The organism is Pseudonocardia sp. DR1-2 (assembly GCF_023717215.1).
Lineage (GTDB): Bacteria > Actinomycetota > Actinomycetes > Mycobacteriales > Pseudonocardiaceae > Pseudonocardia > Pseudonocardia alni.
Map to the genome: position 1 here is coordinate 477,570 of NZ_JAMQOF010000003.1, position 11,790 is coordinate 489,359.

9 protein-coding genes are annotated in these 11,790 nt (G+C 74.9%); 1 reads left to right on the forward strand and 8 read right to left on the reverse strand.

Going from position 1 to position 11,790, the window contains the following annotated elements:
- Positions 1–10: 10 nt before the first annotated feature.
- From ND486_RS11000 to ND486_RS11010, 3 genes are read right to left on the reverse strand one after another with little or no spacing between them, the layout of a single operon-like run.
- Positions 11–775 (reverse strand): ABC transporter permease, encoded by a 765-nt coding sequence (locus ND486_RS11000; protein WP_178376074.1) that lies wholly within the window; start codon positions 773–775, stop codon positions 11–13.
- Positions 772–1,758 (reverse strand): ABC transporter ATP-binding protein, encoded by a 987-nt coding sequence (locus tag ND486_RS11005; RefSeq protein ID WP_251784272.1) that lies wholly within the window; start codon positions 1,756–1,758, stop codon positions 772–774. Before ND486_RS11005 ends, ND486_RS11000 begins: the two co-directional genes overlap by 4 nt.
- A gap of 16 nt (positions 1,759–1,774) precedes the next feature.
- Entirely contained in the window at positions 1,775–2,278 is a 504-nt protein-coding gene (locus tag ND486_RS11010; protein ID WP_251784274.1) for a MarR family winged helix-turn-helix transcriptional regulator, read from the reverse strand.
- A gap of 265 nt (positions 2,279–2,543) precedes the next feature.
- On the opposite strand from ND486_RS11010, the gene ND486_RS29690 reads away from it, so the two are divergent.
- The gene (locus tag ND486_RS29690; RefSeq protein WP_251784275.1) at positions 2,544–3,374 is read left to right on the forward strand and encodes an Rv3235 family protein; all 831 of its coding nucleotides are present in this window, start codon (positions 2,544–2,546) and stop codon (positions 3,372–3,374) included.
- Positions 3,375–3,414: 40 nt separating this feature from the next.
- Here the strand turns inward: ND486_RS29690 and secA are convergent, their stop codons facing one another.
- The 5 genes from secA to mtrB all read right to left on the reverse strand — a co-directional run bounded on the left by secA (position 3,415) and on the right by mtrB (position 11,789).
- Positions 3,415–6,240, reverse strand: a complete 2,826-nt coding sequence (secA, locus tag ND486_RS11020; RefSeq protein WP_251784284.1) for a preprotein translocase subunit SecA — start codon at positions 6,238–6,240, stop codon at positions 3,415–3,417.
- Between the two features lie 211 nt (positions 6,241–6,451).
- On the reverse strand, positions 6,452–7,111 hold the full coding sequence (gene hpf / locus ND486_RS11025; RefSeq protein ID WP_062397537.1) for a ribosome hibernation-promoting factor, HPF/YfiA family: 660 nt from the start codon (positions 7,109–7,111) through the stop codon (positions 6,452–6,454).
- A 320-nt stretch (positions 7,112–7,431) separates the two neighbouring features.
- Positions 7,432–8,166, reverse strand: coding sequence for a phosphoribosyltransferase family protein (locus tag ND486_RS11030; RefSeq protein WP_251784286.1), 735 nt, complete (start codon positions 8,164–8,166; stop codon positions 7,432–7,434).
- A gap of 117 nt (positions 8,167–8,283) precedes the next feature.
- Positions 8,284–10,008, reverse strand: coding sequence for an LpqB family beta-propeller domain-containing protein (locus ND486_RS11035; RefSeq protein ID WP_251784288.1), 1,725 nt, complete (start codon positions 10,006–10,008; stop codon positions 8,284–8,286).
- Positions 10,005–11,789: an MtrAB system histidine kinase MtrB gene (gene mtrB / locus ND486_RS11040; RefSeq protein WP_374231398.1), complete on the reverse strand. Its 1,785-nt coding sequence runs from the start codon at positions 11,787–11,789 to the stop codon at positions 10,005–10,007. The genes ND486_RS11035 and mtrB overlap by 4 nt, the downstream gene beginning before the upstream one ends.
- Position 11,790 lies beyond the last annotated feature (1 nt).

Consider the following 11,790-nt stretch of genomic DNA (forward strand, 5'->3'; position numbering starts at 1 on the left):
GCGCCGCGGCTCAGTCGAGGGCCCGGCGCAGGAAGCCGCGGATCCCCAGCAGGGTGAACAGCACGATCGCCGCCACCGGGACGAGCACGCACACCCACAGCGGGATGTGCGGGACCTGCGGCACCAGCGACGCGCGGATCCCCTCGCTGACGTAGGTCAGCGGATTCACCGCCGACAGCACCTGGAACCAGCGCAGGTCGGCCAGGGTGAGCCACGGGTACTGCACCGAGCCGGTGAACAGCAGCGGTGTGAAGATCACCGCGAACAGGATGTTGATCCGCCGCGGCGGCACCGCGGTGCCGATGGTGAGCCCCATCGCCGCACCGAGCAGGCTCCCGAGCACCACCATCAGCAGCGCGGGGGCCAACCCCTCGGCCGGCCACCGGATGTCGATCATCGCGAATCCGATGGGGACCATCAGCAGACTGGCGAGCAGGCCGCGCAGCCCCGCGAAGGCGATCTTCTCGACGGCGACGGCCCACACGGGCATCGGCGCGAGCAGCCGGTCGTCGATCTCCCGCGTCCAGGACAGCTCGAACACCAGCGGCAGCGTCACCGCCTGCAGGGCGCCGAACATCGCGTTCAGCGCGATCAGGCCGGGCAGCATGATCTGCCCGTACTCGGGTGACACGAAGCCGCCGCGGCCGAGGACCACGACGAAGACCAGCAGGAAGAAGAACGGCTGCACCAGCGTCTGGGCGAGGAACGACGGCAGCTCCCGGCCGGTGACGAACAGGTCGCGGCGCAGCACCGCCAGGAAGGCACGCCCGGTCATCGCAGGTCCCTGCCCGTCAGGTCGATGAACACGTCCTCCAGCGTCGCCTGCCCCAGACTGACGTCGCGCACCGTGGCGCCGTGCCGCCCGAGCAGGTCGACGGCCGGCGCCAGCAGCGCCGCCGGCTCCGCGGTGACCGACAGCCGGAACGCCGACACGGTGCCGTTCTCCCCCGGGCCGCGGCCCGGCGGGGTCTCGGCACGCGCGACACCGCCCAACCCGGCCAGCGCCACGCGCAGCGTCTCCGCCGCACCGGGCCCGTGGTCGGCGACGATCTCGACGGTCGCGCTGCCCGGCAGCGACCGGACCAGCGCGTCCGGGGTGTCCAGCGCGAGCAGCCGCCCGTGGTCGACGATCCCGATCCGGTCCGACAGCTTGTGCGCCTCGTCCATGTCGTGGGTGGTGAGCACGACGGTCACGCCCTCGTCGCGCAGCCCGCTGATCTGGTCGTGGACGAACAGCCGGGCCTGCGGGTCCAGGCCGGTCGAGGGTTCGTCGAGGAACAGCACCTCCGGGGAGTGCATGAGCCCGCGGGCGATCATGACGCGCTGGGCCTGGCCGCCGGACAGGTCGTCGGCGACGGCCTTCGCCTTGTCCGTCAGCCCCATCCGTTCCAGCAGCTCGTCGGCGCGGCGGTTGCGCTCCGCCCGCCCGACGCCGTGGTAGGCGGCGTGGAAGACCAGGTTGTCGCGGACACCGAGGGAACGGTCCAGGTTCTGGCGCTGCGGGACGACGGCCAGCTTCGCGCAGACGGCGACGGCGTCGGCACGCACGTCGAGCCCGGCGACCCGGGCCGTGCCCGAGGTCGGCACCACGCGGGTCGTCAGCACGCCGACGGTCGTGGTCTTCCCGGCGCCGTTGGGCCCGAGCAGCCCGAACACCTCACCCTCGGCCACCGAGAACGACAGGCCGTCGACGGCGTTGCCCTTCGCCTTCGGGTACCGCTTCACCAGGTCGACCACCTCGACCGCGGTCCGTCCCATCGCACTCCCCCGCCGATCACGTCACGTCGGGCCGATCCTGCTCCAGGTCGGCGATCACCGCGAGCAGGTAGGCGCGGACGGCGTCGTCGAGCCCGTCCGCCGGCTCCCGCAGCCACGGTCCGCGCCCATCGGGGCGGGCGTCGCGCCACCGGTCCCGCCCGGCGTCGGTGAGCGCGACGAGCCGTACCCGCCGGTCCGCCGGGTCCCCGCGGCGGGCCACCAGCCCCGCCGCCTCCAGCGCGTCGACGACCGGGGTCAGGCTGGTCGGGGCGACCCGGACCCGGGCGGCGAGCTCGCGCTGGGCCAGTCCGCCGCACCGCTCCAGCACGTCGAGGACGGCGAACCCGGTGACACCGAGGCCGTGGCCCCCGGTCCGCCGCCGGCGTTCGGCGAGCACCGCCGCCCCGGCCCGGACGACGAGGTCGGCCAGCGACTCCGCGGGGCCGTCCACCGGGTCGGGAGCGGCGACGAGACGGGGCGGGGTGAGGTCGATGCGTCCCGGTGGGTGGGGTGCGGGCATCGCGGGAGGGTAGGACGCGGCGGGGCCCGGCGGGGGCGGTCGGGCGGGGCCGGTCGCGTTCGTGAACACCGGCCCCACCGGAGGGCGGCTCCCGACCACGGCGCAGGCACCGCTCGCCTCCGTGGCTCCGTCGGGGCGCCGGACCACGCCGGCCGCACGTGCGCCCCTGGACCGTGCGGCACCGGATCGTGCGGCACCGGACGATCCGGTGCCGGATCCGCGCCGGGCCCCGTCGCGGCCACCGGGACCGTCGCAGTCTGGCGCCGTGACCACGACGACGACCGGCACCGCCCCGGCGGGGGGCGCCTCCGGCCCGCGGACCGACACCACTCCCGGCACACCGGCCGCGCCCGCGCCACCGCCTCCCGGGAACCGGGCCCGTCCCGCCGGCCACGCGCGGCACGCGTCCTTGCGGGTGGGGACGGCGGCGCCCGCCGTCGCCCCGGCACCGGGCGCCGACACCGGTGCCGTCGACGCGTCCGGGTTCCCGGTCACGTCCGCGCAGGCCGGAGCCGTCGACGGGCAGGCTCCGCCGCCCGGCCCCGGCGCACTCCTGGTCCGCACCCCCGCCGACGTGCCGGAACCGCTCGCACCGGGGGTCGTCGTCGTCCTGCCGGGTGGGTTCCGGATGTCCTCCGGACCGGCGCCCGCACCGCGCGGGGCGGTCCGCCCCGTCCCGGCGCCGACGGTGCCCGAGGACACCTCCCCGGCCGACGCCGAGCGGGTCCGGGCCCCGGCCCACGAGATCGTCCGGCTGCTGACCGAGGTGCTCGCCGGGCGCCGCCCGCCGGACGGGGTCACCGCCGTCACCACCCCGGCGGTGCGCCGCTACCTGACCGCGGCCCGGATCGTGCACCCGGCGCGCCCGTCCCGTGGCCGGCCGGGCCCCGGGGGACGGGTCGGTGCCCCCGGCTGCGGGAGCCCGGGCGGCTCGACCGCACGCCGGGCGCCGCGGGTGCACCTCGGTCTGCCCCGGCCGGACGTCGCCGAGGTCTGCGCGACCGTCAGCGTCGCCGGGCGGGTGCGTGCCCTGGCGCTGCGGCTGGACCGGGCGCCGGACGGCCGGTGGCTCGCCACCGCCGTCCGGCTCGTGTGAGGCGCGACGCGGCCGAGCCCGGCCGGACGGCGCCCGGAGCTCAGCGCCGCCGGCGGGCCTTCTCCGCGCGGCGCCGCTCGGCGCGGTTGACGCCGTCGTCGCCGTTCGGGGACGCCCCGTGGCCACGGGCCGGGACCTGGTGGCGACCGGTACGACCGGTGCCCGGGGCGGCCGCGCCGCCCTCGCCGCGACGCGCGACCCCGCCGTCCTCGCCCGGGCCGCTGTACTGCAGGTTCTGCGGCGGGCTGGTGCGGAACAGGTTCGGCAGGACCACGGTGGACTCGGCGGGGTCCTCGGCCGGCACCCGGCGCACGACCGGGATCTCGGTCGTCTCCGGCTCGGCCTCCTGGACGGGGGCGGCCGGCTGCTGCACCTGGACGACGACGTTGAACAGGTGCCCGATCGTCTCCTCCTTGATGCCCTCGAGCATCGCGGCGAACATGTCGAAGCCCTCGCGCTGGTACTCGATCACCGGGTCGCGCTGGGCCATGGCCCGGAGCCCGATGCCCTCCTTGAGGTAGTCCATCTCGTAGAGGTGCTCGCGCCACTTGCGGTCGATGACCTGCATCAGGACCTGGCGCTCGAGCTCGCGCATGCCGCCCTGCGGGCCGATGAGCGCGTCGATCTCGGCCTCGCGCCGGGCGTAGGCGGTCTCGGCGTCGGCGAGGATGATCCGCTCGAGCTCCTCGGCCGACAGGTCGTCGATGTCGTCGGCGACGGTGCGCCAGTCGAGCTGGATCGGGTACAGACCCTTGACCGCCGTCCACAGCTTCTCGAGGTCCCAGTCCTCGGAGTAGCCCTCGGCGGTGGCGCCGACGACGTAGGCGTGGATCACGTCCTCGAGCATGTTGCGGGTCTGGCGCTGCACGTCCTCGCCGTCGAGGACCCGGCGGCGCTCGTCGTAGATGACCTTGCGCTGCTGGTTGAGCACCTCGTCGTACTTGAGGACGTTCTTGCGGATCTCGAAGTTCTGCTGCTCGACCTGGGTCTGCGCACTGCGGATCGCGCGGGTGACCATCCCCGCCTCGATCGGCACGTCGTCCGGCAGGTTGAACCGGTTCATGATCGACTCGACGACCTGGCCGTTGAAGCGGCGCATCAGCTCGTCGCCGAGGGACAGGTAGAAGCGGGACTCGCCCGGGTCGCCCTGACGGCCGGACCGGCCGCGCAGCTGGTTGTCGATGCGGCGGGACTCGTGGCGCTCGGTGCCGAGCACGTAGAGCCCGCCCGCGGCGCGGACCTCGTCGGCCTCGGCCTTGACCTGCTTGCGCATGCGGTCGAGCACCGCGTCCCACGCGGCCTCGTACTGCTCACGGGTCTCGACCGGGTCCAGGCCCTGGCTGCGCAGCTCCAGGTCGGCGAGGAACTCGGGGTTGCCACCGAGCATGATGTCGGTACCGCGACCGGCCATGTTCGTGGCGACGGTGACGGCGCCCGCGTGCCCGGCCTGGGCGATGATCTGCGCCTCACGCGCGTGGTTCTTCGCGTTGAGCACCTCGTGCGGCACGCCGCGGCGCAGCAGCAGCTTCGCCAGGTACTCGGACTTCTCGACGCTCGTCGTACCGATCAGGACCGGCTGGCCCTTCTCGTGCTTCTCGGCGATATCGTCGGCGACCGCCTCGAACTTCGCGGGCTCGGTCTTGTAGATCAGGTCGGCCTGGTCGGCGCGTACCCGCGGCCGGTTCGGCGGGATCGAGACGACCGACATCTTGTAGATCTCGTGGAGCTCGGCGGCCTCGGTCTGGGCCGTACCGGTCATGCCGGCGAGCTTGTCGTAGAGCCGGAAGAAGTTCTGCAGCGTGATCGTCGCCAGAGTCTGGTTCTCCGGCTTGATCTCGACTCCCTCCTTGGCCTCGATCGCCTGGTGCATGCCCTCGTTGTAGCGACGACCGGCGAGCACACGGCCGGTGAACTCGTCGACGATCAGGACCTCACCGTCGTTGACGATGTAGTCCTTGTCCTTCTTGAACAGCTCCTTGGCCTTGACCGCGTTGTTCAGGTAGCCGACCAGCGGGGTGTTCGCGGACTCGTAGAGGTTGTCGATGCCGAGCTGGTCCTCGATCAGCGCGACACCCTCCTCGGTGATGCCGACGGTGCGCTTGCGCTCGTCGACCTCGTAGTGGATGTCCTTGGACAGCATCGGCGCGAGCCGCGCGAACTCCTGGTACCAGCGGGCGCTCTGCTCGGCCGGGCCGGAGATGATCAGCGGCGTGCGGGCCTCGTCGATGAGGATCGAGTCCGCCTCGTCGACGATGGCGAAGTTGTGCCCGCGCTGGACCATGTCGGCGGTGTTCCACGCCATGTTGTCGCGCAGGTAGTCGAAGCCGAACTCGTTGTTCGTGCCGTAGGTGACGTCGCAGGCGTACTGCTCGCGGCGCTGCGCCGGGGTCATCTCCGACAGGATCACGCCGACGGTGAGACCGAGCCAGCGGTGGATGCGGCCCATGGTCTCGGAGTCGCGCTTGGCGAGGTAGTCGTTCGTGGTGACCACGTGCACGCCGTCGCCGGGCAGCGCGTTGAGGTAGACGGCCAGCGTCGAGGTCAGGGTCTTGCCCTCACCGGTGCCCATCTCCGACACGTTGCCCATGTGCAGGGCCCCGGCACCCATCAGCTGCACGGTGAACGGGCGCTGGCCCAGCGTGCGCTGGGCGGCCTCGCGCACCGTGGCGAAGGCCTCGGGCAGCAGGTCGTCGAGTGACTCGCCGTCGGCGTGGCGACGGCGGAACTCGTCGGTCTTGGCGCGCAGCTGCGTGTCGGTGAGGCCCTCGAAATCGGGCTCCAGTCCGTCGATGTGCGCGGCGATCTTCGCGAGCCGCTTCACCAGCTTGGTCTCGCCGGCCCGGAGGAGTCGACTCAGGAAGGGCACTGCCGACCTCATTCACGTCGCGGTCAGGACACGGGGCCTCCCACCACGGTCTCCGCGCCGCGACCCGGTGCCGCGGGCGGCACCGGCACGGCACCGGCGCCGCACGGCGGGCCGACCCCGTCGTCCATGGTACGGGCACCGGCGACGGGGGCCCGCGCCGCGGCGGGGAGGCGTTCCCCGCCGCGGTACGGGCACCGTCGGGCGCGGATGGTCAGCCGTCGAGCCGGATCACGCCGTAGTCGTAGCCGCGGCGGCGGTAGACGACCGAGGCACGGCCGGTCTCGCTGCAGGCGAACATGTAGAAGTCGTGGCCGACGAGCTCCATCCGTGACAGCGCCTCGTCGACGCTCATGGGTGTGGCCGGGTGGGACTTCTCGCGGACGATGCGCCCGGGCCGGTACTCGGCCTCCCACTGCTGCTCGAGGCGGACCAGCTCGTCGTCGGTCAGCGACTCGTCGTGGCTGCGCGGTGCGGGGATGGTGTCGGTGACGGGAGGGGCCGCTTCCATCAGCGCGACGGCCGACGCGTCGGCGGCGGCGCGGGAGGCGGCCACGCGGTCGCGGCGGCTGGGCTTGCGGCGGTCGTGGGAGCGGCGCAGCCGCTCGGCGAGCTTGCCGACGGCCATGTCGAGCGCGGCGTAGAAGTCGGCGGCGGAGGCCTCGGCGCGGGCGACGGCTCCGCAGCCGCCGCGCCCGGTGATCTCGACGCGCTGGCAGGACTTCTGCTGACGGCGGTTCGGCTCGTGGAAGAGCTCCACCTCCATCCCGACGATCTTGTGGTCGTGGCGTTCCAGGCGGCTGAGCTTGTCCTGGACCAGGCCACGGAAGTGCTCCGGCACCTCGACGTTCCGGCCGGTGACGACGATCTCCACTCGAACATCCCTCGCTTCAGTCGTGCTGAACCCGGGACCCGACGACGGCCCCCGGGGGGTGGGCTCGCGGTCGTTCCTCCTGATGTGGTAGCGGTCGGAGTTCAGCGGACGTTATCGGGAAATCCGCCTCCGGGACAGGTCGTTCGCCGACCCGTCGGGTGGACACCCTGGTGCTATCGGACGCGGTGTGCGACGACCCTGCGGCACCCGGGTGACCCGTCGCCCGCGGAGCGGCACGCTCACCTCCGGATCGCGCTTGCGGCGACCACTGTGGACGACCGAACGAGAAATCGGCGGACCGCCGAGCTATGTGACCGCTGTCACAGTCGCTCGCGCGGTCGGCGCCGGCGGGCCGAGGCGTCGGCGAGCACCACGGCGCCCACGGCGGGCAGTCCGGATGCGGCGAGCACCGCCCCGCAGGCCCGCAGGGTCGCCCCGGAGGTCACGACGTCGTCGACCAGCAGCACCGCCTCCCCCGGGGCCGCGGGCACCGGCTCGCGGCCCCGGGCCGGGTGCAGCGCCGAGGCCAGGTTCGCCGCCCGGCCCGCGCCGTCGAGCCCCACCGAGTCCCGGGCGCGGCGGTGCAGGGCCAGGACCGCGTCGGTGCGGGCGGGCAGCCCGGCAGCGGTCAGCAGCGGCGCCAGCGCCCGGCACAGCCGCAGCACGTGGTCGCCGCCGCGCACCCGGGCCGCCGACGGCCGGGACGGGGCCGGCACCAGGCGCACCGCGGCCGGGTCCGGCGTCCCGTCGGCCCGCGGCGCGAGCACCGCCGACACCGGGCCCACCAGCAGCCCGGCCAGGTCCGGCGCCAGGTCCCGCCGGCCGCGCTCCTTGTAGGTCAGCACGGCCCGGCGCAGCGGCCCGCGGTAGCGCCCGGCCGCCGAGACCCGGCCGGCGCCGGGCACGCGGACCGGCACCGGGCCCGCGGTGTCCTGCGCGCAGGCCGGGCACCAGCCCCCGCTGCCGGGCGGCCCGGCACCGCAGCCACCGCAGGTCCGGGGCAGGAGGAGGTCCAGCAGGGCGGCGGCCGGGGACGGGGCTCGGGTCGGGGTCACGGCTCCGATACTCGCCCCCGGCAGCGTCGCCGCGGCCCCGCCGGAGCCCGCCCGGGCCGAGTTGTCCACAACCGCCGGAGTTGTCCACAGGACGGGGATCCGGCCACCGGGACGCGCTCAGCCGGGGTAGAACGGCTGTGCGGCCGCTCCGGTCCCGCCCGCCTGCTGCCAGGCGTCGAACTCGCCGCCGGAGTAGCTCCACAGGCCGGTCCGGTCGGTCACGTACAGCGGGCGCCCCTCGGCGGCGGCCAGCGCCCCCAGCGGCGCGGTCAGGTTCGTGCCGGGGATCTGGTCCAGCCGCAGACCGTCGGCGCTCACCTCGGACATGGGGCGGTCCGAGTCGGACGCGACCACGATCCGGTCCGCGGAGTGCCAGTCGATCGACACCACGTCGTCGAGGTCCCCTGGGCGCAGGCGCCGCAGCGGCCCGACGGCGACCTCGCCGTCGTCGAGCGGGACGATCGGGCCGACGAGCAGCGCACCGTCGGCGACGACGGCGATCCGGCCGCCCTCACGCGCCAGCGCGATGTCCCCGATCCGGCCGAGCGGCGTCAGCCGGCCCGCGTCCACCGCGCCCTCGACCGGCGGCCCGGACGGCGGGACGAGGACCCGGCGCAGCCTGCCGTTCACGACCGCCCAGATCTCGTCGCCCGCCCCGTTCCAGCTCAGCGAGCGGACGTCGGCGCCGGACACCGGGGTGGCGGTGAGCTCCCCGCCCAGCGGGCCGGTGAGCAGCCGCTGGGTGCCCGTCGACTCCCGGGACACGACGGCGATCCGCCCGCTGCGCGCGGACGCGGCGGCCTCGGTGATGTCGAACGAGCCGTTCCCGGCCTGCCCGGCGACCGGTGCCGCCACGCCGGTCGCGCTGAGCTGACGGACCCGGCCGCCGTCGACGACGTAGGGGAACGCGGGGGCCCGGCCGGGGCCGGCGACGAGGTCCGCCTGGTCCGCGGCCGACACCGTCGGCGTGGCGGGGACCAGCGGTCCGCCGTCGGCCAGCAGCTCCACCCGCGGCACGCCCACCCCGCCGAGGGTCTGCGCGACCTGCGCGGCGAGCAGCTCCCGGTCCTGCGGGGACAGCCCCGACACCCCGGTCAGCTCGATCGACGCGGTGCCCGCCGCGGGGTCGGTCGTGGCCGAGCGGATTCGCGCGGTCGCCGGGAACATCGTCACCGCCGCCCCGGCCAGGCCGGTGGACGGCCCGCGCAACAGCACGTCGACGGCGTCCATCGCGAGCTCACCGGGACGCCCACCGCGGATGTAGTGCCCGTCGGGCAGCAGCATCCGGCGGACCGGGTCGACGAACCAGGCCTGCAGCTCGCGGTAGTGCGAGCGGAAGTCCGACAGCCGGACCATCACCCCGGGCGGTGGCCGGTCGATCCGCCAGCGCTCGCCCTCCCGGACGACGCCGACGTCGACCTCGACCCGCTGCGGGGAGGACTCGAACGCCCCGTTCGGCCCGACCGTGCCCAGCCGGGTGCCCCGCACCCGCACCGTCATCCGGTCCGGGCCCGGGGTGCCGTTGTCCGGGGACACGACGGTGTCGAACCGCTCGTCCAGGACGGTCAGCGACGCCGCGTCGTCCCAGCCCGACGCCGACGCCGACAGGTAGCGGCGGGCCTGCGCGTGCCGGTCGTCGGGCGAGCCGGAACGGTAGACGAACCCGCGGACCAGGCCGAGCGGCTCGTCGTCCTCGATCGGGCCGCTCAGGTTCTGCTCGGCGGCCTGCTCGCCCTGGCGCAGCACCTGCACGTCGGACTGCTGGGGCACCGTCGCGCACCCGGCGACGACGGCGGCGGCGACCGTCACGACCAGCGCCGCCAGTGCACGGCGGGCGGTCACCGGTCGCCGCCCGGGTCGATGATGGCGCGCTCGGCGGGCTGCATCGGCGCGTGCTCCTCGGGGCGCAGCCGCCACAGGTCCTCCTCGCGCAGGTCGCGGCCGATCCCCTGCGGCGGGGTCGGCACCGAGCTGCCGTTGCGCCGGTCCCCGGCCGCGGCGGCGGGCGGGCCGAGCGGCAGCGGCGAGGCGCTGATGTGCCCGCCCACCTCGCGCGGAAGGGTCAGCCGGAACGCCGAGCCGTTGCCCGGCTCGCCCCAGGCCTGCAGCCAGCCGCCGTGCAGCCGGGCGTCCTCGATGCTGATCGACAGCCCGAGCCCGGTGCCGCCGCTGCGCCGGGCCCGCGACTCCTCGGCCCGCCAGAACCGGTTGAACACCAGGTCCGCCTCGCCCGGCCGCAGCCCGACGCCGTGGTCGCGCACGACGACGGCGACCGCGGCGTCGTCGCCGGCCACCGTCACCTCCACCGGGCGGCCCTCGCCGTGGTCGATCGCGTTCGCGACGAGGTTGCGCACGATGCGCTCCACCCGGCGCGGGTCGGCCTCGATCAGCTCGCCCGCCGGCAGGTCCAGGACGAGGTCGGTGCCGGCGTCGGCGGCGATGCCGCGCACCGCGTCGGTCGCCCGCCGCACCACCGCGGACAGGTCGACCCGTTCGGCACCCAGCTCGGCCACGCCGGCGTCGAGGCGGGAGATCTCCAGCAGGTCGGCGAGCAGCTCCTCGAAGCGGTCGAGCTCGGTGACCAGCAGCTCGGAGCTGCGGCGCAGCGCCGGGAGCAGCTCGTCGCGGGAGGCGTAGAGGACGTCGGCGGCCATCCGCACGGTGGTCAGCGGCGTACGCAGCTCGTGGCTGACGTCGGAGGTGAACCGCCGCTGCAGCGCCCCGAACTCCTCGAGCTGGGCGATCTGCGCGGCGAGGCTGCCCGCCATCTCGTTGTAGGACTCGGCGAGCCGGGCGACCTCGTCCTCGCCGCGCACGGCCATCCGCTCGTCGAGGTGTCCCCCGGCGAAGCGTTCGGCCACGTCGGCGGCGTGCCGGATCGGGCGGACCACCTGCCGGGTGACGAGACTGGCGATCGCGGCCAGCAGCACCAGCAGCACCAGCCCGCCGACGATCAGCGTGCTCTGCACCAGCCCGAGGGTCAGCTGCTCACCGTTGAGCGGGAACAGCAGGTAGAACTGCAGCTCCCGGCCCGCGGTGGCGATCTTCTGCCCGATGACGAGGTTCGGGACGCCGTCGACGGTCGTGTACTGGCGGTTCAGGCTGTCCAGCGACCCGCGGGCGGTGATGTCCTGCTGGCGCGCGGTGATCTGGCCGACGTCGCCGGCGGACACCTCGGGCCCGTTCGCCGACCCGGTGGTCAGCGCGGCGCTGAACTCCCCGGCCGTCCCGGCCCGGCCGGGGCCGGTGGTGTCGGTCAGCCGTTCCAGGGCGGTGTCCAGTGTCTCCTGCACGCCCTCGCGGTCCGGGTCGACGCTCGCCAGCTGCCCCTCCAGGACCTGCCGGTTCGCGTCCGACTGGGAGATCGCGGCGTCGAGCTTGCTCTGCAGCAGCCGTTCGGCGATCTCGCTCTGCAGCACCAGGCCGAGCACCAGCACGACCGCCGACGACAGCGCCAGCGTCGAGGTGACCACCCGCAGCTGCAGCGACCGCCGCCAGGCCGCGGCGATGAGCATGCCCAGCTCGTGCGCCTGCACCCGCAGCGGGCCCAGCGCGCGGGCGACCCGCCGGGCGCCGGGCAGCCGGGCGAGCCGGGTGCGGAGTCCGCGGCGCCGCGTCACCACG

Bases quoted from the DNA above. Each gene is read 5' to 3' on its own strand.
- ND486_RS11000 (WP_178376074.1), bottom strand. From the start codon at position 775: ATGACCGGGCGTGCCTTCCTGGCGGTGCTGCGCCGCGACCTGTTCGTC.
- ND486_RS11005 (WP_251784272.1), bottom strand. From the start codon at position 1,758: ATGGGACGGACCGCGGTCGAGGTGGTCGACCTGGTGAAGCGGTACCCG.
- ND486_RS11010 (WP_251784274.1), bottom strand. From the start codon at position 2,278: ATGCCCGCACCCCACCCACCGGGACGCATCGACCTCACCCCGCCCCGT.